The following is a 25,828-nucleotide window of genomic DNA, read 5'->3' on the forward strand; positions in this document are numbered from 1 at the left end:
CTGCACGTTCCGGTGTGGGTGCGCCACCTGGCGTACCTCCTGGTCCCTGGCCGGCTTGCGGATCGGTGCCTGTCGGGTGGTTCGCAGCGACCCATCCGCCGGCTGGGCAGCGTCGGACCACGCCGTCAGGCCGGGGTGGCCACGATGAGGCCGGAGGGTGGTGGCAGCTCGCGCAGGCCGGCGAACTGCCAACCCGTGGCGCTGAGCCAGTCGGCGACCTCGTCCACCTGGTACAGGTCGCCGCCGCCGATCATCAGGAACTCGCCGGCGCCGAACCGCGCCGACGGGTGCGGTGCCACGTCGGTGCGCCACCAGTCGACCAGCAGCAGGCGTCCGCCGGGGGCGACAGCCGCGCGTGCCCGGCGGAACAGCTCGGCGATCTGCTCGGGCGGGAACAGGTGCACCACGTTGGCGACCAGCACGGCGTCGTGGCCGCCGGGCAGAGGCTCGGCGAAGATGTCCTGCCCGACGGCGGTGAGGCGGCCGGCGAGCGGCCCGTCCGCCGCCTCGGCGGCGACCGCCGACGCCACCTCCGGCAGGTCGACCAGGGTCGCGCTGAGATCGGGGTAGGCAGTGAGGATCGGCTTGACGAACGTGCCGTAGCCGCCGCCCACGTCGAGCAGCCGCCGGTGCGGGCCGAAGTCGTAGCCGCGGGCCAGGTCGGCGGCGGTCTCGGCGGTGACCAGCGCGACGGCCGCCTCGTACGCCTCGGTCTGCGTTTTGTCGAGCTGAGGCCGCAGGCCGCGCCGGGTGCGGTAGGCCTCGGTGGCGTGCTGCCAGGTTGGGTAGCTGACCAGATCCCAGTAGCGGGCCAGTGGCCGCAGGTCGAACGGGCTCCGCCCGGCGAGGAACGCCTCGGCGTCGGGCGCGTTGCGGAAACGGCCGCCGTCGCGCACCAGCAGGCCCGCGTCGGCCAGCAGGTCGGCCATCGCGCGGGCGCTGCGCTCGGGGATGGAGCAGCTTTCGGCCAGCTCGGCCGGGGTCCGGCCGTCGGGCGTGACGGCCGCGAACAGTCCCACCTCAATGGCCGCGAACAGGGTCTTCGAGACCATGAAGCCGGCCGCCAGCTCGATGATGCGGGCGGGCGCCGGCGGCCCGGCCGCGGCGCCATCGGTCTGCTCGGTCGGCGTGAACATGCGCTGCGGCTCGTCGGACATGGCACGATCCCCCTGTCACAAGTCGTGTCCATCCTAAGCCGGTCCTTTGTGGTCGCGTCACCCCGCAAACCGGCCGGGACGCGCCCGCGCCTCCCTTCCTGGGGCTCGGCGATCTAGCGTTCGATGTGGCCGAAGAAGAGGCTGGCCGGGGAGTCGAGCTCAGGTGATGTGAAGAAGTCCCCAATGGCGCCGATGAATTCGGCGCGGCTGATCCGCCCGTCGTCATCGGTGTCCAACTCCAGGAAGACGTTCAACGCTTCGAGGTCCGACACACCCCACGCCTCCAGGAACACCTTGTACTCCGGCTTGCTGATGGCGTCGTCCGCGTCGGTGTCCATCACGTCGAAGATCGCCTGCGGGACCACCTCGGCCATGGTGAACTGGCTCCGGTCGGCGCCCGCCGCGCGGTTCGCGGCCACGAACTGCTCTTTTGACAGCCGGTCGGCGCCGTTCACGTGCCGCAGCAGCTCTGACCAATACATCTGGTAGGCGGCTCGCAGCGCATCCGCCCGGCGGTCCTCCGCCGGGATGCCATATCCGTTCAGGTAGCGACCGATCAGGCGCTCATAGTCGCTCCAGTCGACGAGTCCGTCCCGGTCGGTGTCGCTTGCCTCGAACAGATGTCCCAGCTTCACGGCGAGCGAATCAGCGCCATCGGTCATGTGCCCTGGCCTCCACATGCATGGTTTGTCAGCAATCTATCCCAGAATGACAGTCGGAGTGTTCGCCCACTTCGTCCGTTCCTGATGTGAGCCGGCGTTGCTCCATGATGTTGGAGTGACTGATGTAGCTGTGTGGCCCCTCACCATCCGGGCCCGGCGGCCGGAGGACCTCGACCAGTGCGTGGACGTTCTGCGTCAGGTGCGACTGGTCGACGGCTATCCGGCGAAGTGGCCCTCGGATCCGAAGGCCTGGCTGGACCGGCGAGACTTCGACCAGTCGTGGGTGGCCGAGAGCACGCCCGGTCTCATCGTCGGGCACGTGGCCGTTCAGAACGGCCGGGAGGTCACGCGCTTGTTCGTAGCGCCCGCGGCCCGGCGCCTGGGTGTTGCCAGCGCCATGCTCGACCACGTGAGCATCTGGGCCGGGGGCAGGCTCATCCTCAACGTCGTGGACAAGCCGGACTCGGCTGCGGTCGCGTTCTACGAGGGCACGGGATGGCGGTACACGCGTACGACAACTGCTGATTGGACCGGTCCACGCGGGGAGGCGGTGCGGTTGCGGCACTACGTCCGATAGACGACGCGCGCCTCGTCGATGCGCGGTCGCGGCGCCGGTTCCCGATCGCTACGGGCTGATGCCCTGTACCGGGCGGCCGTCCTCCAGATAACGCACCCGCTTGCCCTTCCAGGCGGCACGTACCCGGCGTCGCACGGGTCCGCTCAGCAGAGGCAGCGCCTCGTCGATCGGCAGGATCCGGCTTTCGGCAATCTCGATCGGCTGGATGACCACCGTGTCCAGGACGGCGTCGTCGAAGACGCCGCAGTCGAAGAGGAAGCGCATACCACCCGGACGGTGAGGCCGTGGCCGGAGGAAGTCAACGCACTTGAGCCGCCCCGCGGTGACGTCGAGGCCGCACTCCTCCCGAGTTTCGCGGCGACACGCTTCCCACGGTGACTCGCCGATCTCGACAACCCCGCCCGGGATCGTCCAGCCGCCCTTGTACGTGGGTTTCAGGATGAGCAACCGGTCCTTGCGCCCACGTATCAGAGCACCGGCCGAGGCCGGGATGGCCGGGAGTGCGAACGTCAGCTCGGGCAGCCCACCGGCGTTGACGTCGTCCATGCAGAGCATGCTAGATCCGCCGGGGGCATGATGAGTACATCAAACCGCTTCGGATGGTGACAGGTGCGGATGCATGACTCCACCTCCTCGTACGTATCTATCGCGCCCCTGGTCCAAACTCTCTGAACCGTTGGGGCCGCCTCGGACGACGTGGCTGTCATGGTTGTCCTGGCCGTCGTCCTCCCACCCGCACTCGCCGCAGATTTCGTACGCACCTCTCTCCGCCAAGGTCGCATGGCCGCAGCAAGGGCAGGTATAGGGAGCGTCTCGTTGCGGCGCGAACACGTTCCTCTGTGAGGTGTATGCCGCGAACCACTCTGTCCGCCGGCTGATCAGCTCGTCGTCGGATAGCGACGGATCGTCGTTCGGGCCACGAGTTACCGGGCGTTCTGACATGCCGCTCATCTTCCCGTCGAGCGGACGCCCCGTCGATCACGAGGCCTGCTCCGCGTGGTAGGCGGCCAGGACCGCCGGCACGCCGTCGTTGAGCATCTTCCGGCGTACGCTTCCGAGCAACCTGGACATGGCGAAGCCGCCCGCGCCGGTGAAGCCGGTGTGCGCCCAGCTGAACCGGGTGCCCGCGGCGGTCGGTTCCAGCCGGTAGGTCACTTCGGTGACGTCGTCGGTGTCTTCGTCGCCTCTCCAGCTGTAGCGCAGGGATCGGGGCGCATCGACCTCTATCACCTCGCAGTAGACGACTATCACCTCGCAGTAGACGACGCCGGACCAGCCCCACACGGGCTTGCCGGCGAATCGGAAATTGGTGCCCGGCACCGTGGGTGGAGTCCTTCTCCACCGACAAGCTCCACGGGATCCGGTTCATGGCGGCCAACCCCCTCATCGCGCGCACGATGAGGGGGGCGGAGGGGGATCGGATCGGCTCCAACCTGACCGCGCTCGCCGACGAACTGGTCACCCTGCTGCCGTCCCCGACACCCGCCGACACGTTGCTGGTGCGCATGTCGATCCTCAGCATCAACGCCGCCGTCGAGGCCGCCGCCGACACCGAGACCGCCGAAGACGAGATCATCAGGGCAGCGGCGACGGCCGCACGAGCTCTCATCAGGCTGGTCACTTCAGGCAAGAGCCTGTCGGCCTCTTAAAGACCAATGCCGGGCCGCCCGACCTGCGACGCCCGCATCCTGTTGACCATCCCCGACGGCCGCCGGCCGGTACTCGCCCTCGGGCCGCGGCCTGCGCCTCGCCGCCGCGTGCTGCGCCGGGCCATGAGCCGGCGCGACGGTGGCTGCGACTTCCGTCGGCGGCAACGGCTCCATGCTGTTCGGCCACGGCGCGTGGCAGGCTTTGCCTCGTGTCCGACCGAATGTTTCCCGAATTCGACTTCGACGCTCCGGACGAGCATCGACTGTACTGTCGCGACATCGCCACCGCCATGGTGGAGCGGCACGGGCTGCCCTACGACGAAGCGGTCGCCATCATTCGCCGGCACTGGAGTTGGCAGGACCACTACGGAGAACACAACTGGCTGATCTTTCACGAAGAGCCGGAGAATTGGGCGGACCATCTCTTCCGCTTGCAGCAAGATCCGGATTTCTGGATAGATCGGGATCCGCTCCCGCGACGCGATTAGGCCAGGTGGCGGTTCACTGATCTGCCAGCCCAGCAGTTGGTGCTGGCCCGGAAGGACCTCGAGCCCGCTGCCGTTGCCGCCGACGATCGTGGGGTGATGCTCGGGCGTGCTCGTCGACAGTCATTGGGTCCGGTGAGAGTGGCATGGGCGCCGAGGTCACCGCGGTCTACAACACCGTCAAGACGAAGGCGAAGGGCGGGCCGTCACGGCGTACCCGCTCCCCTACCGGGCGCGCCCGTTCCAGTGATGTTCATTCCCGGCGACGGGATCGTGCAGTATATGGAGAGCCTGATCGGCGGCGAGGGAAAGCTCAACAGGTTTCTGTTCGACCGGATCCGCCGCTGGCCGGCTACTCGCAGGGTGCCATGGTGCGAAGCCGGGCCAGGCGATCACGGTGACCGACGGCGGCGGCTGCGGCGACCAGTCCTACCAGCCTTATCCGGCGGTGACGGTGGCCGTCGGCTGAACAGCCCGGCCCGGTGCGAGCTCCCTCCCGGCCTCGTGGTCGACTGACTGCGAGGTGTACGAGGAGGGAGCGGGACCGTGATGTCGGGTGCTGAGCGTGACGTGCAGGTGGAGACCGGAGTACGGGAGCATCTGCAGGCCGGCGAGACCTTCCGCGCCGCCGTCTGGGCGAGCAGGGCGGACGGCCGCACGGTGGTCGGCATGACCCGCGCCGAGATGTCGCCGTGGCGTTTCCGGAGGCCCGCCGCGGAGAAGCGGGGCGTCAACGGCGCGCCGCGCAGCCTCGCCGTCGGTCTGGACGAGCACCTCCGTACGGTCAACGACCCCCGCGTCCTGGCCTTGACCGATCAACGCCTGCTCGTCCTGTCCCAGCGCACCGGCCTGTTCCGCCGGCCTTCCAGCTCCGATCAGGCCCTGCGCCTGCGCTGGGAATGCCCCCGCACGAAACTGGCCTCGGCGACGGAGAAGGCCGGCCGCCTGCGCCTCGACTTCACCGACGGCTCGTCCGTCACTCTGCTCACCCCAACGGCCGAGGTCCAGCCCTTCCTCACCGCCGCCGCGAACGCCTGATCAGCTGACGCGGTTCCCGTCGTCGTCGGAGCGGACCGTCACCCGCGCCCCGATCGGCTCGGCCTCGGTGAGCAGGTCGAGGATCTCGTCGCCGTGGGCCAGGAAGCGGCGCCCGTCGGATTCCAGGCGGCCGATGACGATGCCGGTCCGGTCGCCGCCCCGGTCGTGTTTGACCGTGTACGTCTCCACGACCGCCGGGCCGGACGGTGACGCCGCCTCGCCCGGCGCGGGGCGGGCGTCCAGCTCCGCCTGCAGCTTCTGGCTGTCGGACGGCTTCCACGCCACCGGGGCCGTCGTGTAGACCCCGGTCGAATACTTGCTCATCATGCCGCCGTTGGCCCCCACCAAGCCGTAGCTGCCAGGCTCGGCGCGCGCACGATCGACGATCGAGGCGATCGCGTGCATCGAGTAGTTGTTTCCCGCGCCGCCGAAGAACGGCAGGCCCCCGGTGACCGTCAGCCCGCGCGGGTCGTCCGGTGACAGCCCGAACGCGTCGGTGACCGCGAAGACCGGCGCCGGGAAGCAGCTGTACAGGTCCATGCTCGCCAGGCCGTCCATGTCGATACCGGCGAGGTCGAGGGCGTGCCTTGTCGCCGCCACCGCGGCCGGGCTCGTCGACAGGTCGGCCCGCGCCAGCAGGTCACGTTCCCTCAGGTCGGCATGACCGGCCACGAAAACCCACTTCTGCTTGGGTACGCCGAGTCGCCGCGCCGCCGCGAGCGACATCAGCAGCACCGCCGCGCCCTGATTGACCTTCTCGCGGGCGACGAGATACCGGGTGTACGGGTCGGCGATGGGCCGGTTCGCCTCGGTGACAGTGACCAGTTCGGCCGCGCTGCGCGCCACCGGCGCCGCCGAGTGCGGGTTGGCCGCCGCGATCCGGGTGAACGGCTCGAACAGCGCCCCCATCTCGGCCGCATACGCAGCCCGCGAGAGACCCCGGCGGGCGCGGCGCGCGTTCTCGAAGAGCGCGTAGTACGTGGGCGCCTCCGTCAACCCGTACGGGAAATGGTCGAAGGAAACGATCCCTTCCAGCCCGAACCCGCGGTCCTCGAGGGAACCCGGCGCATGCTCGGTGAAGTCGGGCCGGTCGCCGGAGCGGGACAGGCGCTCGATGGTGGAGATCGCCTCGGCGCCGGCCAGGAGCACGACCCGGGCGTCGCCGGCCGCGATGGCCGCGGCGAACTCGTTGACCAGGTGCTGCGGGCTCTGGCCGCCGCCGACTTCCAGCACCGCCCGGTAGGGCGCCGCGCCGACCCGGGCCGCCACCGAGCGCGGGAAGTTGTCCGAGCGGCCCAGCGGGGCCTGCGAGAACGGGAGGGAGTTCTCGAACTGCCGTACCCCCGCAATGGTGTCGATCTCCGAGGCGGCGATGGCAGCGTCGTCGAGGGCTTCGCGGGCCGCGTCCGCCGCCAGGTCGACCGGTGAGCGGCCCCGGTAGCCGGGTTCGCCGTGGCGTTCCGAGACCTGGCCGACGCCGACGATGACCGGGGTGCTGTCAGGCAGGGGCAATGAGACCTCCGAGCTCGGCGATGCGGCGCTGGCAGTCCTCGGCCATCCGGCGGGTGATCTCCCCGGCGGGGCGGACATCGGAGAACGAGCCGACGACCTGGCCCACGAAGAACGACTCCAGCTTCAGGGCGCCCTCGTGGCCCGCCTGGGCGGCCGCGTCGATGTGCTGCCAGGCCTCCTCGACCAGCATCAGTTGCAGGGGCAGCGGCAGCGGTTGCGGGCTGCCGGGGGCCTCCCACTCGTCGTGCCAGGCGGTGCGCAACTGACGGGCCGGTTTTCCCGTACGGGTCGGTGAGCGCACCGTGTCGGCGCTGGTCGCGGCCAGGAACTTGTCCTTGATGGCCTGCACCGCGATGTCCTCTTCGCTGGAGAGCCACACCGAGCCGCACCACACGCCGGCCGCGCCGAGGGCGAGCGCCGCCGCCATCTGCCGTCCGTCGGCGATGCCGCCGGCGGCCAGGACCGGACGGTCGCCGGCGATGTCGACGATCTCGGGGGTGAGGACCATGGTGGCGATCGTGCCGGTGTGCCCGCCGGCCTCGGTGCCCTGCGCGACGAGCACGTCGACGCCGGCCGCGATCTGCCGTTCCGCGTGCTGGGCCTTGCCGACCAGCGAGGCGACGACGACCCCGGCCTCCTTGGCCCGCGAGACCAGCGACGGCGGCGGGGTGCCGAGCGCGTTGGCGATCAGCGCGATCGGGTGTTTGAACGCCACGTCCAGCAGGGCCGGAGCCCCGTTTGGGGTGATCGCCGCGGCGACTTCACTGTGGTCGACCACCGACGGCGAAACGGGAATGTCGTATTTATCGAGCAAAGATTGAACAAAAGCCAGATGCGACGACGGGATCTGCGCCCGCAGACTGGCGACGAGAGAGTCCGGATCTCCGGCAACGAACTTCGAGGGCACAAGCAGATCCACGCCGTACGGCTTCCCGTCGACCTGCTCCGAAATCCAGCTCAGCTGGGCGTCCAGCTCGGCCGGGGAGTACGCCGAGGCCGCCAGCACCCCGAAACCGCCCGCGTTGGTCACCGCCGCCACCACCGCCGGCGACCGGTTGAAGCCGACGATCGGATGCTCGACGCCGAGCAACTCGGTCAGAGCCGTACGCATACGGTGGTCCCCCTTCAGCTGAAACGGCGCAGGATTTCCGTGAGGGTGTCGCGGCTGTCCCCGATCGTGTCGCCCGACCAGCGTTCCTTGAGGACCAGCGTGGCCCCGCCGTGCAAGGTCAGCTCCGCGTTGAGCGGCACCGCCTTGACGATCCTGGCGGCGGTGACCTCCTCGAAGGGCACGTAGCGGTACGTCTTGGCCAGCTCGGCCGGGTTGTGCGAGGACAGCATCCGGGCGATGCGCTGATCGCCCTCGTCGGTGCTCTTCGGCGCCGGCACCAGGATGAGCCCCTGGTTGAGCACGATCAGGTCGGTCTCCTGGTCGCCGACGCGGACGTTGGCCATCGCGCCGATCACGTCGGCGCCGGCCCCGGTGGCCCGGGTCTCGACGACGCGGGCCGCCTCGACGTGGACGCCGAGCTGCGCCATCCGGGCCCGGGCCTCGGCGAGCGTCTCGGGGGCGACGGCCAGCTTGGCGATCTCGGAGTAGTCGACCGGCACGCCCGTGCTGTGCACGACCCGGGCCGGCGACGACCACGAGTGCTCCCAGCGGGCCTGGCCGCTGCGGACGGCGGCCAGCGCGATCAGGTTCTCCATGATGTCGGCGAATTCGGTGACCGGGTCGGGGGACTCGGGCAGGAACTCGGCCGCCAGCTCGCGCAGGCGGCCCTGGGCGACCAGCTCGAACAGCTCGGGCAGGCCGGCCTCGGGGATGCCGGACAGGCGCGACAGCGAGCGGAACACCCGGTCGGCGCGGTGCTGCATGACCAGGGTCATCGACGCCGCGGTGAAGTCGGGCCACGGCAGCACGGTCCGCGAGCCGAAGTCGACGACCTCGCGCTGCAAGGCCAGACCGGCCTGGGTGAGCTGCGGGACGAGGCCGCCGGCCGGGCGGTCGTCGGCCGGGTGCTGCACGGGCGGGAGCGCGCGCATGGCGGCGATCCGCTCCCCCGCCGACGGGTGGGTGTCCCAGCGCGACGTGTGGGTCTCGGGTTCCTCGTCGCGCAGCTTGGCCAGTTCCTGGGTGCGGGCCGCGTACAGGTGGCGGAAGCCGCCGAACACGTCGTCGGGGGCGTAACCGAGCTCCCATCCGTACGCGATGTAGTTGTTGAAGTAGAAGTTCCAGGCGGCGCCGACCACGGGCAGTTCCCGCATCGTGGAGGTCGCGGCGGCGACACCGGCCACGCGCACCGAGACTTGGTCGGCCTCCAGCTCCTGCCGCCGGGTCACCGCGTTGCTGACCAGGAGATACAGGCGGCCGTAGGCCTTGAAGACCCACCCGAAGACGTTGAAGGTGCCGAGGCGGCGCAGCGTCTCGTGCAGGGCGGTCCGGCCGCGATAGGTGATGGCGGCCAGCCGCGTGTGCGAGCCCGAGTAGTGGCCGAGCTCGTGCGCGATCACCGAGCGGAGCTGGTCGACGGTGAAGGTCTGCAGCAGCGGGATGCCCAGGTAGAGCCGCCGCACCCCGGCGAGGAGGCCGAGCAGCCTGGCGTCCTCGGTGACGGCCGCGTTGACCTCGGGGATGAGCCGGATCTCGTCGGGCGCGCGAGTGCCGGCCGCGGCCGCCATGTCGTGCACGAGACGCCACAGGTCGGGCGCCTGCTGCGGGGTGACGAGCAGGCCCTCGGGCTCGCCCGGCTTGGCGAACAGGGCTTTGCCGAGGCCGATCACGACCGCGCCGACACCGATGATCACAAGCCAGCTCAGCTTGGCCGCGCCGTAGCCGTGCAGGTGGCCCCAGATCTCGTACAGCAGGAATCCGGCCGCCGCGAGCTGGACCAACCCCAGCACATAAAAGCCGACCAGCATGGCGACCGACAGAGCGGCCCGCGACGCAGTGGACACGATCGATCTTCCTCCCCGTGAAAGTGGAAGGAAGATACACCGCTCAGCGGACCACCGTCACCGGGCATTTGGCGTACGAGGCGACGTGCTGGCTGACCGAGCCGAGCACCAGCCCGGCGAAGCCCCCGTGCCCGCGGTGCCCGACGACGAGCAGATCGGCCCCGGCCGACTCGTCGATCAGGACCTTGGCCGGGCGCCCCTGCTTGACGTGCGGGCGGACCAGGATGGGCGGCTCGTCGCCGAGCTCCTCCCGGATGACCTGGACGAGATCGTCCGAGGTGCGCTGGGTGGGCTCGGGCACGTACCGCTCGGAGACGCTGACACTGCCGGCCGGTGGCAGCAGGGTGTGCTCCCAGACGTTGACCACGACCAGGTCGGCCCCGTGATCGGCGGCCTCGGCGGCGGCCCAGGTCAGCGCCTTGCGGCTGCCGGGTGATCCGTCGACACCGACGACGACGGTCTTCCATGCGCTCATCACCGTCACCTCCGACGCCATTACAAGTCCGGGCGCGGCAGGGGGTCAACGGCGTACGTCGATTCAAGCCCCTGCCGAACGCATCGACACTCCGAGTTGCGGGTCGTGCACACCCGGTTTAGCTTCGGGCCAAAGGTGTGATCTGGATCACTGCGGAGAGAACGGTCAAAGAGGTGAGCTCATGACCACTACGACGTCGGACACCGTCGAGCAGGCCCCCTCCTCGGAGCGACGGCCACTGATGACGGGCCCCGCCCTGCTGATGATGAACCTCGGATTCTTCGGGGTGCAGTTCAGCTTCGGGCTCACCCAGTCCGCGGTGAACCCGCTCTTCCTGCTGATCGGGGCCAACCCCGAACAGCTGCCCATCCTCAACCTGGCCGGCCCGGTCACCGGCCTGGTCATCCAGCCGCTGATCGGCGCGATCAGCGACCGGACCTGGCATCCGAGATGGGGGCGGCGACGGCCGTTCATCGTGTCCGGTGCGATCCTGTGCGCGATCATCCTGTTCCTGTTCCCGTTCGTCGGCGTGCTCTGGCTCGGCGTGATCTGCTTCTGGCTGCTCGACGCCGGCAACAACACCTCGATGGAGCCGTACCGGGCGTTCATCTCCGACCGGCTGCCGAAATCACAGCTCGCGCGGGGCTTCCTGACGCAGAGCATGTTCACCGGCGCCGGCGCCGTGCTGGCCAACCTGTCGCTGTTCGCGCTGCAGAAGGTGGAGCCGTTGCAGGGCACGGCCGGCAACGGGGTGCCGTACTGGATGTTCGCGTGCTTCATGATCGGCACGTTCTGCATCCTGCTCACCGTGCTGACGGCCATGGCCCGTACGCGGGAGCTGAAGCCCTCGGACGAGGAGCTGGCCGAGATGCGCGCGGCCCCGAAGGGCCTCGGGCCCGCGGTCCGGGAGATCGCCGACGCCGTACGGTCGATGCCCGTGGCCATGCACAAGATCGGCGTGGTCTTCGCGTTCCAGTGGTACGCCATGTTCATCTACTGGCAGTTCCTGGCCGTGAGCCTCGGCGAGACCGTCTTCAACTCCAACCCGGAGACCGGCGGGCAGGCCTGGGACGACGCGATCGCCTGGAGCGGCCTGGCCAACGGCGCCTACAACTTCGTCACCATGATCTCGGCGCTGTTCCTGGTCGGCTTCGCCCAGCGGATCGGGGCCAAGCGGGTCCACGCGATCGCGCTCGGGCTGGCCGCGCTGGCCCTGGTCTGGCTGGCCCGCATCGACAACCAGTGGCTCACGCTGGTCCCGATGATCGGCGTCGGCATCTTCTGGGCGAGCGCGGTCGGCGTGCCGTACCTGATGGTCGCCAGCATGGTCCCGGCCAAGCGCACCGGCGTCTACATGGGCATCCTCAACATGATGATCGTGGTGCCGATGCTGGTCCAGACGATCACCTTCGGCTGGATCTTCGAGCACTGGCTGGGCGGCAAGGGCTCGAACGCGATCACCCTGGCCGGCGTCCTGCTCGGCATCGGCGCGATAGCGATGCTGTGGGTCAACCCGCCGAACGAGGTGGACGAGTCGCCGATCGTGCCGCTGGGCGGCAAACGGAGCATCACGGTGTACGACCGGGTGGTGGTCGGCTCGGACGGCACGGCGACCAGCCTGTACGCGGTGGACCGCGCGGCCGAGGTGGCCCAGGCCGCCCAGGCGCGGCTGATCGTGGTGACCGCCTACAAGTCCGGCACCTCCCCCGATCAGCCCTCGGCCGAGGGAACACATCGCGACATCTACGGCGCTTCCCACGCGCGCGAGGCACTGGACAAGTCGGTCACCGGGCTGACCCGGGAACGCGCCCGCTACATCGAGCAGCGCCTGGTCGAGGGTGATCCGGCCCAGGCCCTGCTGGACACGGTCGGCAACAACCCGGCCAACCTGATCGTCGTCGGCAACCGCGGCCTCGGCGCCTCGCAGGGCGCGCTGCTGGGTTCGGTGCCGGCCGGCGTGGTCCGCAACGCGGTCTGCGACGTGCTGGTCGTTCAGACGTCCGCGCTCGACGAGGAGAAGCTCTTCACGAGCAGCTCGGTGACCCCCGACGAGGACAGCGGCCGGGAGAACAGCCAGCCCTGACCGGTGTCGCAGCCGAGCTGGCGCAGCGCGGCCTCCTGCGGCGCGGTCTCGACGGCCTCGGCCGTGACGCTGATGCCGATGGCGTGGGCGAGCTTGATGATCGTCTCGACGATCCGCTCGTCCACGCTGTCGCTCTCCCCCTCGCTGTCGCGCAGCCCTTCGACGAACGGCCCGGCCAGCTTGAGCACGTGCACAGGCAGACGGCGAAGATAGGCCAGATTCGAATAGCCGGTGCCGAAGTCGTCGATCGCGATGCGGATGCCCCGCTCGGCCAGGCCGTTCAGCGACGCCGTTCCGTCCGGGTCCATCACCGCACTCTCGGTCAATTCCAGAACCAGAAGAGCGGGGTCCCATCCCGTACGCATGAGAATGCCGTCGACATCGGCCAGCAACCCGGGATCGTGCGCCTGCGAGACGGTCATGTTGACGCTCATGGCCACCCGCCGGTCGGGGAACTCCTTCGCCCATTCCGACGCCTGCGCGCACGCCTGTTCCAGGACCCATCGGCCCAGCGGCAGAATGACGCCGGTCTCCTCGGCCAGCGGGATGAAAGCGTCCGGGCTGAGCCGCCCCAGTCGCGGATGATCCCAGCGCACCAGCGCCTCGACGCCGCGCAACTCCCGGTCCTCCAGCGACACCAGCGGCTGGTAGACCAGTGTGAACTCGCGGCGGTCGAGCGCGTCCGGCAACTCCGCGGCCAGCGCGTACCGGGCCGCCTGACGGGCGTCGCGCTCCGAGTCGTACATGACGAAGCGGCCGCGCCCGTCCGACTTGGCGGCGTACAGGGTCAGGTCCGCGGCCTTCATCAGCTCCTGCGGATTGGTGGCGGCGACCTCGCTCTCGACCACGCCGATGCTGGCCGATATCCGCAGGCGGTGCTTCCTGATGACGTACGGCCGGGAAAGCTCTGTCAAAAGGCTCTCCGCCAGCTCGCGCATGTTGCGGGGGTCCTCGACGAGCACGACGAATTCGTCGCCGCCCATGCGCCCGGCCACGTGATTCGTGCTCCGCTCGAGCCGTTTCGCGACCGCCGCCAGCAGTTCGTCGCCCACCTGATGGCCGAGCGTGTCGTTGATTCTCTTAAAACCGTCGAGGTCCAGATAACAGACACCGACACTCGCGTTGTCGCGGAAGATCCGGACCAGGTCGGAGGCTATTTTCGTACGGTTGGGAAGGCCCGTCAAAGGGTCGTGTGTGGCCTGATGCTCGAGTCTTTTCTTGAGCCGCCGCCGGTCGGTGATGTCCTGCACCATCGCGATCGTGAACTCGGGCGCCCCGTCGTCGTCGCGGATCAGCGAGACGGTCAGGTCGGTCCAGATCTCCCCGCCGTCCTTGCGGTAGTAGGCCTTCTCCATCCGGACGTGGTCGACGTCGCCGTTGATGACACCCTCGTACATGCGCCACATGTCGCGCGGGTCCTCGGGATGGGTCAGCTCCGGCACCAGCAGGTGGCACATCTGTTCCCGCGTGTAGCCGAGCAGGTCGGCGAAGGCCTGGTTGACCTGCACGATCCGGCCGTCCATGGCGCTCACGCCGATGCCGATGGCCGCGTTGTCGAAGACCGCCCGCAGGCGCGCCTCACTCGCCCGCAGGGCACGCACCACCGCCTGGTTGAGCTCCTCCTGGTCGGCCATGGTGGCGGCCCGGATCGCCTGCGCATACCCGGCCGCCACCCGGGCCGCGACCTTCTGGTCGCCGATCACCTCGACGGTGGCGGCCAGCATCGCCGGGTCGGTCAGGTGGGCCTCGACCAGGGCCGCGCCCACCGACTCACCGTCGCCCGCCCGCAGCCGCGCGGCGAGGGAGGACAGCAGCTCGTCCAGCTGCCCGGCGTCCAGCGGCACGAACCCGGCCGCGACGAGCTGCCGGCGCCACAGCTCGACGAAGCTCATTTCTTCTTTCCGACTCCCGCGTACGCGCCGATGCGCTCCGGGTGCTCGTCCGCCGCATCCTGCGGGTCGGGCCGCCACAGCGGAATGAAGACCAGGCCCGGCTCGGCCAGCTCGAACCCCTCGAAGTAGGCCTCGATCTCGGCCGCCGGCCGCAACGTGATCTCGGTGGCCGTCCGCCCCGACAGCCGCTGCGCCTCGATCACCTCGGCCGGCTGCCCGTCCGCGGTCGCGTGCGAGACGAGCAGGTAGCTGCCCGCCGGCACCGCGTCCCGCAGCGCCTTGATCGTGGCCGCGGGATCGTCGCTGTCCGGAATGAAGTGCACGACCCCGGCCAGCAGCACGGCCACCGGCTGGTCGAAGTCGAGGAGCTTGCCGGCCTCGGCGAGGATCCGCTCGACATCACGGGCGTCGGCCAGGATCACAGCGGTGTTGGCGGTGCCGGCCAGGATGGCCCGGCTGTGCTCCACCGCGACGGGGTCCACATCCACGTACACGATCTTGGAATCCGGGGCCGCCTCGAGCGCGATCTCGTGCACGTTGCCGGCGGTGGGAATCCCCGACCCGATGTCGAGGAACTGCCGCACCCCCTGCTCCACCAGAAAGCGCACGGCCCGCCGCAGGAACACCCGGTTGGACCGCATCGTCTCCGCGATGTTCGGCGTCATCGCCTCGATCTGCTCGGCGAGCTGCCGATCCACGGCGAAGTTGTGCGCCCCGCCCAGAAAGTAGTCATAAACCCGCGCCGCCGACGGCCTGCTCACGTCGACACCCGCCGGAACCCAGTCTTCCGCCACCTCGACCCCCAGTCTCAAGAACCACAACTGTCTATCGAATGGGGATCACAGGTGCAACCATCTTCAGGTGCCACCATCTGTTCGCCTGGTTGCACGCCCCGGCCGACATCGACCGGCTGACCCGCACGATCAGCCAATACGCCCTACTCGCGAACGGCTGGGCCTTCGACGTGGCCACCCTCATCGCGATGGCCTTTTGGCCGAAGCGCTCGCCAAAGGTTTCACCTGTTTCACAGCGGACAGGGCGTCGGGGAGCTGGGTGCGGTAGGTGAGCCCAAGCTTGTGCAGGACGCGGTGCATGTGCGAGCCGACGGTGAGCGGGGACAGGTAGAGGCGAGTCCCGATCTCCTTGTTGGTCAGTCCCGTCGCGGCCAGGTCGGCGACCTGCCGCTCTTGAACCGTCAGCAGGTCGAGAACGCCGCGACCCATCGACCGCGGATCCTTGCCGCCGCCCGCAGTGCCGGTCCCCGGATCGCCGTGGCCGGCGCGTTGCGGCCGGCCGGACAGGTTCGTGTTGTGGTGGCCGGTCGCTCGTAGCTCGTCGGCGGCCTGGCCGGCCCAAGCTCGAGCGCCGGCGGCCTCGAAGGCCGTCAGTGCCGCGGCGAGCTCGTGCCGGGCCCGGGCAACCTGGCGGGTGCGGCGCAACCAACGGCCGTAGGCCAGGCGGGTGCGGGCCAGCTCCAGCGGCGACGCCGCCCGCTGGGCGCTCGCCAGGGAGTCTTCGAAGTGACGGGCGGCCTCCTCCGGGGTGGCGGCCAGCAGCGCGCGGGCACGGGCCGCAACCGCACCCAGGTGGTCGGATTCGCACGGCGGCAGCTCCGCGAGCAAGGCCCGGGCCGCGTCCACCCGCCCGGAGACGGCCGCGCCCGCGTCTGTCTTGCCGGAGGCGGGCCCGCCCGCGTCTGTATCGCCGGAGAGGGCGGCGGCCGCGTCTACCCTGCCCGAGAGGGCCGCGCCCGCGCCTGTCCTACTCGAGAGGGCCGCGCCCGCGCCTGTCCTACTCGAGAGGGCCGCGCCCGCGCCTGCCCTGCCGGGGAGGGACGCCCCCGCATCCGTCCTGCCGGAGACTGCCGCGCCCGCATCTGCCCTGCCGGAGAGGGCCGCGGCCTCGGCGAGGTCGGCGATCGCCCAGGCCGCTGTGATGGGGTCGGCGGCGGTGCCGCGCAGGGCGGTCCACGCCTCGCGGTAGCGCCGGCCGCCGAGCGCGGACAGGCCGGCCGCCCAGCTCAGCCGGGCCACGGTCGAGCGCCAGGGCGTGACCGTGCGCTCGCGGCCGAGGTCGATGGCGGCGGACACCGCCTCGGTGTCGCCGGACCAGGCGTGGCCGAGGGCCAGGGCGGCCTGCGCTTCGGCTTCGGCCATGGGCAGTTTGAGGGCGGAGCTCATCCGGAACGCGGCCGCGGCGTCCGCGCGGGCCTGTCGCAGGTCGCCGGTGACGATCCGGACGGTGGCCAGGAACGCCAGCTCCCGGGCCGCGTCACCGGCCCGTCCGCGGCGGCGCAGGTGGGCGAGCGCCGCCTCGTGACCGGCGACGGCCAGGGGCAGATCGTGCAGGGCGGAGGCGGCCCATCCGTACGTCAGCAGCATTTTGGCATCCTCGGCGACCAAGGGCAGCATGGCGGCGAGGCGGGGGCGGACCTCGGCCGCCTGGCCCCGCGGATCGAGCAGGGCGAGCGAGACGGCGCGCACCGGGTCGGCGGGGTCGAGCGGCAGGTTGCGCAGCTCGGCCACGGCGGCCTCCCGGACGAGGGCGGGCTGCGGGAAGTGGAACGACAGCCCGGCGACGGCCCAGAGCAGGCGCAGCGGTTCCTCGGGGCGGCCGGGGTCGGCCCGGGCGGCCTCGCGGGCCAGCACGAGCAGGCCCACGGCGCTGCGCGAGCCGATGCCGCAGACGCTGCTGTTGCCGGCCTCGGTCTGCGCCAGCCGGATGAGCGCGGCGGTCTCCGGGCCGGCGCTGCGCGCCTGCTCGACCAGCCGGGCGGTGAGCGCGCCCAGTCCCGCCTGACGGGCCACCTCGGCCGCCTCAGCGAGATAACCGGCCCGCCGCCCGCGATCGGTGGCGAGTTCGGCGGCCCGGCGCATCGCGGTCACCGCCTCGCGCGGGGCACCCCGCCCAGCCGCCCGGCGCCCGACATCAGCGAGATCAGCGGCGGCCGCGTCATCGGCCCCGGCCGTCCCAGCAGCCCGATGCCACGCTGCCCTGTCGGCGTCACCGGTCCGGTCGACATCCGCAGCCCGGTCGACGTCGGTGGTCCGGTCGACGTCCGCAGCCCGGTCGACCTCCACAGCCCGGTCGACGTCGGTGGTCCGGTCAACGTCCACAGCCCGGTCGACCTCCACAGCCCGGTCGACCTCCACAGCCCGGTCGACGTCCGCAGCCCGGTCGACCTCCACAGCCCGCTCGACGTCCGCAGCCCGGTCGACGTCGGCGGTCCGGTCGGCGTCGGCACCGCGGGTCGCAGCCCGCGCAGGGCCGGCGCCGGGGGCGGAGGCCGGGGGCGGGCTGGCGATGACCTGGGCCAGGGTCCGGTGGGTGGCTAGGCGGTCGGCGAGGGGTGCGCCGTCGTACACGGCCGAGCGCACCAGTGGATGCCGGAAGACCAACCGGTCGCGGGTGACGGTGAGCAGGCCGGTCTGCTCGACCGCGGCCAGGTCGGCGTCGTCGAAACCCAGCTCGGCGCCGGCAGCCGTCAGCTCGGCGGGTGTGAGGCCGGCGTCGGCCCCCGCGCACAGCAACAACGTACGGCTGCCGGGTTGTTGTGTGTGCAACTCGCGCAGAAACGAACACTCCAGACGCTCGGTCATGCGCGCCCCGCCGGCGAGCTCGATCAGTGCCAGCGGGTTTCCGGCGGCGCGCGCGAGCACTCGATCGCGGATCGCCGCGTGCGGCCCGGCGGGAAGGCTGTCCAGTACGGCGTTGGCGGCGACCTCGGTCAGCGGTCCCAGCGCCAGCTGGTGACAGCCCACCGGCACAGCGTCGCGGGTGCTGGCGCCGGGCCGGGCGGTCGCGGCGAGGAAGACCGGGCCGCCGGAGAGTTCCGTCGCCACGAACGTCAGCACGTCCAGGGTGGACGGGTCGAGCCACTGCCAGTCGTCGGCGAGGACGGCGACGGGTGCGATCCGCCGCAGCAGGGTCAGAACGGCCGGCCTCAGGCGGGCGACATCCACCGGTTCGTCGGTCTCCCCGAAGGCGGCCAGCACCGCGTTCCGGTGATGGGCGGGGAGTTCGGCGACCCGATCGAGCACCGGGAGCAGCAACTCGTGCAGGTCGGCGAAGCCCACCGGCAGGTCGTCGAGGACGCCGGTGCAGCGCAGCACCATGTAGCCCCGGTCCCGCGCCATCTCGGCGCAGGCCGCCTGGACCGCCGTCTTCCCCGTTCCGGCCTCGCCGAGCAGGAACACGGTCCCGCCCTCGCCGAGCAGGACGGCCAGTTCGGCCAGCTCTTCGTCACGCCCGATCATCGCCCCATCCTGGGCGGGGCGGCCGTGCACCGCTGTGCGCCCGGTCACGAGCGGCGGAGATGACGTCGGATGACTTACGCGGGCGCCGGGGCGTACGTCATCACCATGGAGGAAGGGGGTGGTGAGCATGGACCAGGTCGTGGTGATCGAGGCCGAGACTACCGAGAACCGGGCCTCGGCGGCCGCCGACGTGGCCGGCGTGGCCGAGGCCGCCGGCTACCGCCGGCTCGCCTGCCGGGGCGTGCCGGGCGGCCAGATGCCGGCCTACGCCGGCCTTGGACAGCTGCTCGAATCCTTGCTTCCCGGCGATCCGCCACCCGCGAAGGAGGCGGCCCCGAGCGCCGACCGATCAGGGAAGGCTGCGCTGAGCGCCGAACAACCAGGGAAGGCAGCGTGGAGCGCCGACCGACCAGGGAAGGCGGCACCGAGCGCTGAACCGCCGCGGCAGGCAACGCCTAACGCCCAACCGCCGCGGGAGGCGGTCGAGGAGGGGAGACTTCCGGTCGGGCGGCTGCGGGCGTTGGAGGCGGCGCTGGGTGGGGACGCCGGGGCGGACCGGCTGCTGGTGGGGCTCGCGGTCCGGAGTCTGCTGACGGAGCGGGGCGAGCGGCTGCTGCTCGTCGCCGAGGACTGTCAGTGGCTCGACCGGCCGACCGTCGATGTGCTCTGCTTCGTCGGCCGGCGGCTGACCGATCTGCCGATCGCCCTGGTGGCGACGGTCCATCCGGAAGAGCAGTCGCCCGCGATGCGCGGCTTGCCCGCCGAACGGCTGCGCCCGGCCACCCGGCCGCCGCAGACCGGACACCAGTGGGGTCTGCTGGCCGACGCCGGGCGGGACATGCCGCTGTCCGAGGTGATGACCGCCGCGGGCCACCTCGGCATCGCCGCCGAGGACTGGGCGGCCCACGACCGGGCCGACCACGATCAGGCCGACCACGACCGGGCCGACAACGACCGTCACCGCCCGGTGGGCGCCGCGCACGGTGATGCCGCCGAGCTTCGCCGCATCCACCTCGCGCTGTCCCGGGTGGCCTCCGATCCGGGCGTCGCCGCGCGGCACCGTTCGGCCGCCTCCTGCGGTCGCACCGAGGCCGAGGCGGCCGATCTCGAGCGGGCCGGCCGCCGCGCGCTCACCGGCGGCGCTCAGGCCGCCGCCGCTGTCGCCTTCCGCCGGGCCGCCGGCGCCTCGCCGCGGGCCGAGGACCGGATCCGGCGGCTCGCCCTGGCCGCCGGCGCCGCCCGGGCCGCCGGACTTCCCGAGCGCTCCCGGGCCCTGCTCGGCGAGGCCCTGCCGCTGGCCTCGGATTCGCGCACGATCGCCGAGCTGGCCACCAACCAGCTTCTGCTCGACCTGACCGCCGGGTTGCCAGGGCGCAGCATCGGCGAGTTCGAGGCGCTCGCCGCGCGACTCGAGGGCGACGACCGCGTTCGGGTGCTCTGGGGCGCCGCCGTGCACTGCCGCGCCCGCCATCTGCCCCCACACCAGTGCCGGCGCATCGAGGGCCGCCTGCGCAGCATCAGATCGTCGAGTCCACTGCGGACGATCGCCCTGGCCATGCTCGCGCCCGGGCACGGGGCCGCGGAGCACCGGGCCCGCCTCCCGCTGCTGGTCGCTCAGATCGCCGACGACCCGCTGGCCCTGCTCTCGCTGGGTATCGCGGCCGAGTCCGTCCAGGACCTGCCCACCGCACAGACCGCCTGGGCGCTGAGCCGTGACCTCTTCCGCCGGGTGGGCTCGGCCTCCGACGAATGCCAGTCCCTGCGCGGGCTGGCCGCCCTGCGAATCGCCTGCGGGGAGCTCGCGGCCGGACTGGCCGACGCCGAGCAGGCTCTGCGGATCGCCGAGAGCGTCGGCGCGACCCAGGTGATGGGCATCGCCGCCGCCACGGTGGCGCGGGCCCAGGTCTGGCTCGGCCGCGGGGCGGACGCGCGGAACATCCTCGAGCGGCACGCCGGGCTCTGGGAGGACCAGCCGATCGCCATCTCGGCGGCCGAGATGCGCTGGGCCAGTGGACTTCTCGCGCTCACCGAGCGCCGGTACCGCGACGCCTGGGCCGAGCTGAACCGGGTCCGCCGGCACCGCGCCCGCGCCGCCTGGTCGGTCGCCGACCTCACCGAGGCCGCCATCCACTGTGGTGAGGAGGTGGCGGCCGCCCGGATCGTCGAGGCGACCGCGGCGGCGACGACCACGTCGGGGCATCTGGCCATGCTGGTCGAGCGGAGCCGGGCGCTGCTGAGCAAGGACGACGACGGCGCGCAGGCGCATTTCGAGCTTTCGCTGGCCGAGGGTGAGGACGCCGGCACGCCGCTCGAGCTGGCCCGGACCCGGCTGCTGTACGGGCGGTGGCTGCGCCGCCGCAAGCGGGCCGAGGACGCCAAGGACCAGCTCACCGAGGCGTTGCAGGCCTTCGCAGACGCGCGGGCCCGGCCCTGGGCGGCCGAGGCCACCGCCGAGTTGCGGGCGGCCGGTGAGACCGTACGGCCGAATCGAGAAGCCCGGGCAAGCCTGAGCCCGCAGGAGGTCAGGATCGCCACGCTGGCCGCGCGAGGCCTGACCAACAAGGAGATCGGCGAGATGCTCGTCGTCTCGCCGAGGACCATCGGCGCGTCCCTCTACCGCATCTTCCCGCAGCTGGGCATCGCCAAGCGGGCCCAGCTGCGCGAGGCGCTCAGCGCAGGTCGAGAGCGGCCGCCAGTTCGGCCCGGGCCGTGATGCCGAGCTTCGGGAAGAGACGGTAGAGGTGGGTGCCGACCGTGCGCGGCGACAGGAACAGCTGGCGGCCGATCTCTTTGTTCGTCAGGCCTTGCGCGGCCAGCGTGGCGATCTGGAGCTCCTGCGGGCTGAGACTGTCGCGGGCGTTGCCGGCCGGCCGCACCGTCTCGCCGGCCGCGCGCAGCTCCCGGCGCGAGCGGGCGGCCCACGCCTCGGCGCCGAGCGCCTCGAAGACGGTGATGGCCGAGCGAAGGTGCGGCCGGGCCTTGCCGTACTGGCGGTCGCGGCGCAGCCGGACGCCGTACGCGTGGTCGGCGCGCGCCTTGTCGAACGGGTGGGCGGCGAGAGCCGTCGCGGTCTCCTCCGGCGAGTAGTCGTCGAGGGAGTGTTCGAGCCGCACCGCCGCCCGCGCGTAGACCAGCCCGGCCCCGAGCGCGGGCGAGCCGCACAACTTCTCCTCGGCGTCCAGCTGGTCCAGCATGGGTGCCAGCTCATCCGTACGACCGGCGATGATCGCCGACTCGGCCAGCGTGCCCACCGCCCAGAACCGGATGGTCGGGTGTAGGCCATGTCGGCCGCGTCGAACGTACGGCTCAGATGGTCGAAGGCCGCCGTCGCGTTGCCGGAGGCGAGCGCGGTCGTGCCCCGGATCAGCTGGACCAGGCAGAGCATGCCGTGCAGTCCGGCGCCCAGCAACGCCTTCTCGGCGCCGTCGGCCATCTGCGTGGCGATCGCGTCCTCGCCGCGCAGCGCCGCCACCATGCCCTGGGCCATGCGCGCGGTCGCGGTCCAGTGCGGCCATCCGGTCTCGTCGCCCAGGCGCACCGCTTCGGCGGCGGCACCGTCGGCGGCGTACGCGTCATGCCCGAAAGCACTGGTCCAGGCCTGGGTGACCAATGTCTGCGCCAGCAGGCCGACCCGTTGCTGCGTGCGGCAGCGGGCCGCCGCGGTGCCGAGGAACTGCTTGGCGAGGCTCAGCGAGCCGACGGCGAGGGAGGTGGCGCCCAGCAACATCTGGAACTGGGTGTCGATCGGCTGGGTGAGTTGGTGCGGCAGCGCGTCGAGTACGGCGCGGCCGTTGTCCAGCGGAGAGATCAGGCCGAGGAAGGCGAGGACGTGCTGGTCGTCGAGGCCGCGGCCGCTGCGCTCCACGAAGGCGAGCGCGGCCTGTCGAGTGCCGGGCGCCACGTTGATGAAGTACAGCCGGAAGACGATCATGATGATCAGGTCGAAGGCGCCGTCGACATCACCGGCGTCGAGCCACTGCTCCGCCGTACGGATGAAGGTCATCAGCTGCGCGTCGCCCATCTCGCCGTAGCCGTCGACGGCGTTGCGCCGGGCCACGATCGACAGCATCTCGTGCGGGGTGAGGCGGCTTTCGTCGATCAGCGGCCCCAACCGGTTGATGGCGGCCAAGTCCCCCGAGTCGTAGCCGCAGTCGATGGCCTTGACGAGGCGGTAGGCGCGCCGGCCGGGATCGGCGGTGAGCTCGGCCGCGCGTTCCCAGGCCGACAGGGCGGTGTGGGAGGCGCCGCGCGTGCGCAGCCGGAACGCGAGGCCGGCCATCGCCTCCCCGAGCGCCTCGTCCTGACCCGTGACGGCGGCGGCGCGATGCCAGGTGCGCCGGTCGTCGTCGCGCACCGCCGCCGCCAGCGCCGCGTGGACGGCACGCCGCTCGGCGGCCGGGATCGAGCGCAGGACCGCCGACCGGATGAGGGGATGACGCAAGCGCAGGGCGCCGTCGCCGAGCTCGGCCAGGCGGGCGTCGATCGCCGGCCGCACCGCCGCCGCGGTCAGGCCGGCGGCGGCCAGGATCTCCTCGGCGTCGTCGGTGTCGTGCAGGGCCGCGACGCGCAGGACGTGCCGGCTCGGGGCCGGCAGGTCGGCGATCGCGGCCGAGAAGGTGTCGTCGAGCCGCTGGGGAAGGGGAAGGCCGCTCGGCACCAGCGCCCGCTCCCCCGCGGACGAGGCCGCCGTGGCCAGCTCGTGCAGGCCGAGCGGGTTGCCACCCGCCTCCTCGACCACCCGCAGCACCAGAACGGTGGGCAGGCCGGGCGCCTCGCCGCCGACGATCTCGCGGGCCGCCTCGTCGCTGACCGGGCCGATCGTCATCTCCGGCAGCCCCGATCCGGTGAGCCGCCGCGTCGTCTCCTCGCCGTCGCGCATGCTCATCAGCAACAGGAAGGCGTCGTCGCCGAGGCGGCGGCCGACGTAGCTGAGCACCTGCCAGGTCGCCTCGTCGAGCCATTGGGCGTCGTCGACCACCATCAGCGTGGGCCGCGCCTCGCCGTCGTCGAGGCGCTCCAGCACCGCCAGGGCCACCCGGTACGGCCGCAGATCGGCCTCGTCCGTCTCGCCGTCCAGCAGCATCTCGTCGATCGACTGCCGCCGCGAGGCGGTCACCACCGGCCGCAGCAGGCGCTCCAGCCCTCCGTACGGCAAATTGACCTCGGCCTGGACGCCCGCCGCACGCAGCACCCGCCAGCCCTGCCCGCGCGCCTCGGCGGCGGCGTGCGCGACCAGCGTGGTCTTGCCGATGCCGGCCGGGCCGCGCAGGACGAGCGCCTGCCCCTCGCCCCCAGCGACTTCCTGGAGGACGGCCGTGAGCCGCTCGAGCTCTCTTTCCCGGCCACGAAGATGCGGCGTCACCCGGCAAACCTACCCTGACCAGCCCGTCTAAACTCCTTACGGATGAGCGAAGTCTCCCTGCGCCCGATGCGGGCCGCCGACGCCGGGGCCGTGCTGGCCATCTACCAGACCGGGCTGGACGGCGGCGACGCCAGCTTCGAAACGGCGGCGCCGTCCTGGGAGGCCTTCGACGCCGGCCGGCTCCCCGCCCACCGGTTCGTGGCCGTCGACGGGCCTTCGGTTCTGGGCTGGGTCGCCGTCACGGCCGTGTCGAGCCGTCCGGTGTACGCCGGTGTGGTCGAGCACTCCGTCTACGTCGACCCGGCGGCGCGGGGCCGCGGCGTCGGCCGGGCCCTGCTGGGCGCGCTCATCGACTCCACCGAGCGGGCCGGCATCTGGACCATCCAGTCGGGCATCTTCCCCGAGAACGCCGCCAGTCTCGCCCTGCACCAGGCGGCCGGTTTCCGCACGGTCGGCGTCCGCGAGCGCCTCGGCCGCCACGGCGACCGCTGGCGCGACGTCGTGCTGCTCGAACGCCGCAGCCCGCTCGTCTAGGCTTTCCAGGGCAGGAAAACGACACCACCGATCAAAGCCGTTGCGAGTACGGCCAATGCCGTCCGCACCGACGTGGCGGCGGCCAGCGCGCCCGCCGCCGCGATGACGACCGGCTGCACGACCTTGTTCGCGACCGACCAGGACATCACCACGCGCGCCATGTGCCCGTCGCCGGTGGCGTTCATCCGGTAGGTCGCGAAGGTCGGGCTGAACATGCCGGCGAACAACACCATCAGCGTCTCCGCCGCCACGACCAGGACCAGCCCGCCCGTGGACGCCGTGGCCAGCGGCAGCAGGCCCATCCACAGATTGCGCCCGACCCCGGCCACCAGCAGCACCCGATGCTCGCCGATCCGCCGCCGCAACGGCCTCACCAGCAGCGAACCCAGGATTCCGGCCACGCTCGAGACCCCGGCGATCAGCCCGTACTGCCAGGCCGGAAAACCCAGATCTCGCAGGACGAAGACCGCCAGCAGGGGTACGGAGGCCAGCACGCATCCGCCGAAGATCATCGAGTTCCAGAACAGGGCGGCCAGACCGCGATGCCCGAAGATGTGCCGCCATCCGCCGGCGAGGTTCTTCTCCTGCACGGATGACGGCGGCTCCGGAACACGCATCCCGCGCAACAGCACGGCGGAGACGAGGAAGCTGACCGAGTCCACCACCATCGTGGCCGTGGCGCCCAGCCACGAGATGAGCACTCCCCCAGCCGCCGGCCCGACCGCGTTGGCCGTCCACATTGTCGTCTCGAAGCGGCCGTTGGCCTCCGCCCGGTGCTCCATCGGCACGAGCGCCCGCAACTGCGCCACCCCGGCCGCGTCGAAGGCCAGCCGGGCGACCATCTGCACGACCGCGACCACGCACAGGTGCCAGTAGGTCAGCACCCCGAGGAAGGCCGCCGCCGGCACCGATCCGACGGCCACGACCCGTACGAGACCGGCCGCGACCATCACCGGCACCTTGCGCCGCTGTTCGATCCAGGGCCCCAGCGGCAACGCGGCCACCGCGCTGACCACCCCGGCCAGCACCGTCAGGAGCGACACCTGAAAATCGGAGGCCCCGAGCATCAGCACCGCCACGACCGGCAGAGCCGTGTAGCCGAAGGCGCTGCCGAACTCGCTCGCCCCGAACGCGGCCCACCGCCGCCGGAAGTCGCGTCGCCACACTCCCTTTTGCATATCACGGTTCGTC

22 protein-coding genes are annotated in these 25,828 nt (G+C 71.5%); 7 read left to right on the forward strand and 15 right to left on the reverse strand.

Annotated elements, in window-relative coordinates; genetic code table 11:
• Positions 1-125: 125 nt before the first annotated feature.
• The gene (locus tag CRP55_RS41090; RefSeq protein ID WP_097327423.1) at positions 126-1,157 is read right to left on the reverse strand and encodes a methyltransferase; all 1,032 of its coding nucleotides are present in this window, start codon (positions 1,155-1,157) and stop codon (positions 126-128) included.
• Between the two features lie 113 nt (positions 1,158-1,270).
• Entirely contained in the window at positions 1,271-1,819 is a 549-nt protein-coding gene (locus tag CRP55_RS41095; RefSeq protein WP_179855553.1) for an EF-hand domain-containing protein, read from the reverse strand.
• Positions 1,820-1,934: 115 nt separating this feature from the next.
• On the opposite strand from CRP55_RS41095, the gene CRP55_RS41100 reads away from it, so the two are divergent.
• Positions 1,935-2,396, forward strand: a complete 462-nt coding sequence (locus CRP55_RS41100; protein ID WP_245923688.1) for a GNAT family N-acetyltransferase — start codon at positions 1,935-1,937, stop codon at positions 2,394-2,396.
• Positions 2,397-2,444: 48 nt separating this feature from the next.
• Here the strand turns inward: CRP55_RS41100 and CRP55_RS41105 are convergent, their stop codons facing one another.
• Genes CRP55_RS41105 through CRP55_RS41115 form a run of 3 tightly spaced genes read right to left on the reverse strand, consistent with a single transcriptional unit; the run spans position 2,445 to position 3,716 of the window.
• A complete protein-coding gene (locus CRP55_RS41105; RefSeq protein ID WP_097327426.1) occupies positions 2,445-2,942 on the reverse strand; it encodes an NUDIX domain-containing protein in 498 nt (165 codons plus the stop codon).
• Between the two features lie 39 nt (positions 2,943-2,981).
• On the reverse strand, positions 2,982-3,347 hold the full coding sequence (locus tag CRP55_RS56385; RefSeq protein ID WP_369076913.1) for a CPCC family cysteine-rich protein: 366 nt from the start codon (positions 3,345-3,347) through the stop codon (positions 2,982-2,984).
• Between the two features lie 27 nt (positions 3,348-3,374).
• Entirely contained in the window at positions 3,375-3,716 is a 342-nt protein-coding gene (locus CRP55_RS41115; protein WP_097327427.1) for an SRPBCC family protein, read from the reverse strand.
• Positions 3,717-3,763: 47 nt separating this feature from the next.
• Here CRP55_RS41115 and CRP55_RS41120 point away from each other — a divergent pair, with 47 nt between their 5' ends.
• The 3 genes from CRP55_RS41120 (at position 3,764) to CRP55_RS41130 (ending at position 5,568) form a co-directional block, all read left to right on the forward strand.
• Entirely contained in the window at positions 3,764-4,045 is a 282-nt protein-coding gene (locus CRP55_RS41120) for a hypothetical protein (RefSeq protein WP_143235293.1), read from the forward strand.
• 209 nt (positions 4,046-4,254) lie between these two features.
• Complete coding sequence (locus CRP55_RS41125) at positions 4,255-4,533, forward strand: hypothetical protein (protein WP_143235295.1); 279 nt, start codon at positions 4,255-4,257, stop codon at positions 4,531-4,533.
• A gap of 543 nt (positions 4,534-5,076) precedes the next feature.
• Positions 5,077-5,568 (forward strand): hypothetical protein, encoded by a 492-nt coding sequence (locus tag CRP55_RS41130; protein ID WP_143235297.1) that lies wholly within the window; start codon positions 5,077-5,079, stop codon positions 5,566-5,568.
• Here CRP55_RS41130 and CRP55_RS41135 read toward each other — a convergent pair whose 3' ends face one another.
• The 4 genes from CRP55_RS41135 to CRP55_RS41150 are packed head-to-tail and all read right to left on the reverse strand — an operon-like array spanning position 5,569 to position 10,510.
• Positions 5,569-7,080: an acetyl-CoA acetyltransferase gene (locus CRP55_RS41135; RefSeq protein WP_245923689.1), complete on the reverse strand. Its 1,512-nt coding sequence runs from the start codon at positions 7,078-7,080 to the stop codon at positions 5,569-5,571.
• Complete coding sequence (locus CRP55_RS41140; RefSeq protein WP_097327432.1) at positions 7,067-8,191, reverse strand: NAD(P)H-dependent flavin oxidoreductase; 1,125 nt, start codon at positions 8,189-8,191, stop codon at positions 7,067-7,069. The genes CRP55_RS41135 and CRP55_RS41140 overlap by 14 nt, the downstream gene beginning before the upstream one ends.
• 14 nt (positions 8,192-8,205) lie before the next feature.
• Positions 8,206-10,035, reverse strand: a complete 1,830-nt coding sequence (locus CRP55_RS41145) for a M48 family metallopeptidase (RefSeq protein ID WP_097327433.1) — start codon at positions 10,033-10,035, stop codon at positions 8,206-8,208.
• Positions 10,036-10,078: 43 nt separating this feature from the next.
• Positions 10,079-10,510 carry a universal stress protein gene (locus CRP55_RS41150; protein WP_179855554.1) on the reverse strand — a complete coding sequence of 144 codons (432 nt, stop codon included), beginning with the start codon at positions 10,508-10,510 and terminating at the stop codon, positions 10,079-10,081.
• Between the two features lie 181 nt (positions 10,511-10,691).
• On the opposite strand from CRP55_RS41150, the gene CRP55_RS41155 reads away from it, so the two are divergent.
• Positions 10,692-12,593, forward strand: coding sequence for an MFS transporter (locus tag CRP55_RS41155; protein ID WP_097327435.1), 1,902 nt, complete (start codon positions 10,692-10,694; stop codon positions 12,591-12,593).
• Here CRP55_RS41155 and CRP55_RS41160 read toward each other — a convergent pair.
• The 3 genes from CRP55_RS41160 to CRP55_RS55885 form a co-directional block, all read right to left on the reverse strand.
• Positions 12,503-14,485: a putative bifunctional diguanylate cyclase/phosphodiesterase gene (locus CRP55_RS41160; protein WP_097327436.1), complete on the reverse strand. Its 1,983-nt coding sequence runs from the start codon at positions 14,483-14,485 to the stop codon at positions 12,503-12,505. The genes CRP55_RS41155 and CRP55_RS41160 overlap by 91 nt on opposite strands.
• Positions 14,482-15,279: an SAM-dependent methyltransferase gene (locus CRP55_RS41165; protein WP_097327505.1), complete on the reverse strand. Its 798-nt coding sequence runs from the start codon at positions 15,277-15,279 to the stop codon at positions 14,482-14,484. The genes CRP55_RS41160 and CRP55_RS41165 overlap by 4 nt, the downstream gene beginning before the upstream one ends.
• Positions 15,280-15,459: 180 nt before the next feature.
• Positions 15,460-18,741 (reverse strand): helix-turn-helix transcriptional regulator, encoded by a 3,282-nt coding sequence (locus CRP55_RS55885; RefSeq protein WP_179855555.1) that lies wholly within the window; start codon positions 18,739-18,741, stop codon positions 15,460-15,462.
• 127 nt (positions 18,742-18,868) lie between these two features.
• On the opposite strand from CRP55_RS55885, the gene CRP55_RS41175 reads away from it, so the two are divergent.
• Complete coding sequence (locus CRP55_RS41175) at positions 18,869-21,454, forward strand: helix-turn-helix transcriptional regulator (RefSeq protein ID WP_097327438.1); 2,586 nt, start codon at positions 18,869-18,871, stop codon at positions 21,452-21,454.
• Here CRP55_RS41175 and CRP55_RS56390 read toward each other — a convergent pair.
• Both CRP55_RS56390 and CRP55_RS41180 read right to left on the reverse strand, forming a co-directional pair.
• Positions 21,411-21,617 (reverse strand): helix-turn-helix domain-containing protein, encoded by a 207-nt coding sequence (locus CRP55_RS56390; protein ID WP_179855556.1) that lies wholly within the window; start codon positions 21,615-21,617, stop codon positions 21,411-21,413. The two genes, CRP55_RS41175 and CRP55_RS56390, sit on opposite strands and share 44 nt — an antisense overlap.
• On the reverse strand, positions 21,539-24,103 hold the full coding sequence (locus CRP55_RS41180) for an ATP-binding protein (RefSeq protein WP_097327439.1): 2,565 nt from the start codon (positions 24,101-24,103) through the stop codon (positions 21,539-21,541). Before CRP55_RS41180 ends, CRP55_RS56390 begins: the two co-directional genes overlap by 79 nt.
• Before the next feature lie 42 nt (positions 24,104-24,145).
• Between CRP55_RS41180 and CRP55_RS41185 the strand changes: the two genes are divergently transcribed.
• Entirely contained in the window at positions 24,146-24,637 is a 492-nt protein-coding gene (locus CRP55_RS41185; protein WP_097327440.1) for a GNAT family N-acetyltransferase, read from the forward strand.
• Here the strand turns inward: CRP55_RS41185 and CRP55_RS41190 are convergent.
• Entirely contained in the window at positions 24,634-25,803 is a 1,170-nt protein-coding gene (locus tag CRP55_RS41190) for an MFS transporter (RefSeq protein ID WP_245923690.1), read from the reverse strand. The two genes, CRP55_RS41185 and CRP55_RS41190, sit on opposite strands and share 4 nt — an antisense overlap.
• Positions 25,804-25,828 lie beyond the last annotated feature (25 nt).

The sequence above is a fragment of the Paractinoplanes atraurantiacus genome, from assembly GCF_900215205.1.
In the GTDB taxonomy this organism is placed as follows: domain Bacteria; phylum Actinomycetota; class Actinomycetes; order Mycobacteriales; family Micromonosporaceae; genus Actinoplanes; species Actinoplanes atraurantiacus.

What these genes read in the sequence shown, in the direction of transcription:
- CRP55_RS41090 (WP_097327423.1), bottom strand. Translation starts at nt 1,157, where the DNA reads ATGTCCGACGAGCCGCAGCGCATGTTCACGCCGACCGAGCAGACCGAT.
- CRP55_RS41095 (WP_179855553.1), bottom strand. Translation starts at nt 1,819, where the DNA reads ATGACCGATGGCGCTGATTCGCTCGCCGTGAAGCTGGGACATCTGTTC.
- CRP55_RS41105 (WP_097327426.1), bottom strand. Translation starts at nt 2,942, where the DNA reads ATGGACGACGTCAACGCCGGTGGGCTGCCCGAGCTGACGTTCGCACTC.
- CRP55_RS56385 (WP_369076913.1), bottom strand. Translation starts at nt 3,347, where the DNA reads ATGAGCGGCATGTCAGAACGCCCGGTAACTCGTGGCCCGAACGACGAT.
- CRP55_RS41120 (WP_143235293.1), top strand. Translation starts at nt 3,764, where the DNA reads ATGGCGGCCAACCCCCTCATCGCGCGCACGATGAGGGGGGCGGAGGGG.
- CRP55_RS41140 (WP_097327432.1), bottom strand. Translation starts at nt 8,191, where the DNA reads ATGCGTACGGCTCTGACCGAGTTGCTCGGCGTCGAGCATCCGATCGTC.
- CRP55_RS41150 (WP_179855554.1), bottom strand. Translation starts at nt 10,510, where the DNA reads ATGAGCGCATGGAAGACCGTCGTCGTCGGTGTCGACGGATCACCCGGC.
- CRP55_RS41155 (WP_097327435.1), top strand. Translation starts at nt 10,692, where the DNA reads ATGACCACTACGACGTCGGACACCGTCGAGCAGGCCCCCTCCTCGGAG.
- CRP55_RS41160 (WP_097327436.1), bottom strand. Translation starts at nt 14,485, where the DNA reads ATGAGCTTCGTCGAGCTGTGGCGCCGGCAGCTCGTCGCGGCCGGGTTC.
- CRP55_RS55885 (WP_179855555.1), bottom strand. Translation starts at nt 18,741, where the DNA reads ATGATCGGGCGTGACGAAGAGCTGGCCGAACTGGCCGTCCTGCTCGGC.
- CRP55_RS41175 (WP_097327438.1), top strand. Translation starts at nt 18,869, where the DNA reads ATGGACCAGGTCGTGGTGATCGAGGCCGAGACTACCGAGAACCGGGCC.
- CRP55_RS41185 (WP_097327440.1), top strand. Translation starts at nt 24,146, where the DNA reads ATGAGCGAAGTCTCCCTGCGCCCGATGCGGGCCGCCGACGCCGGGGCC.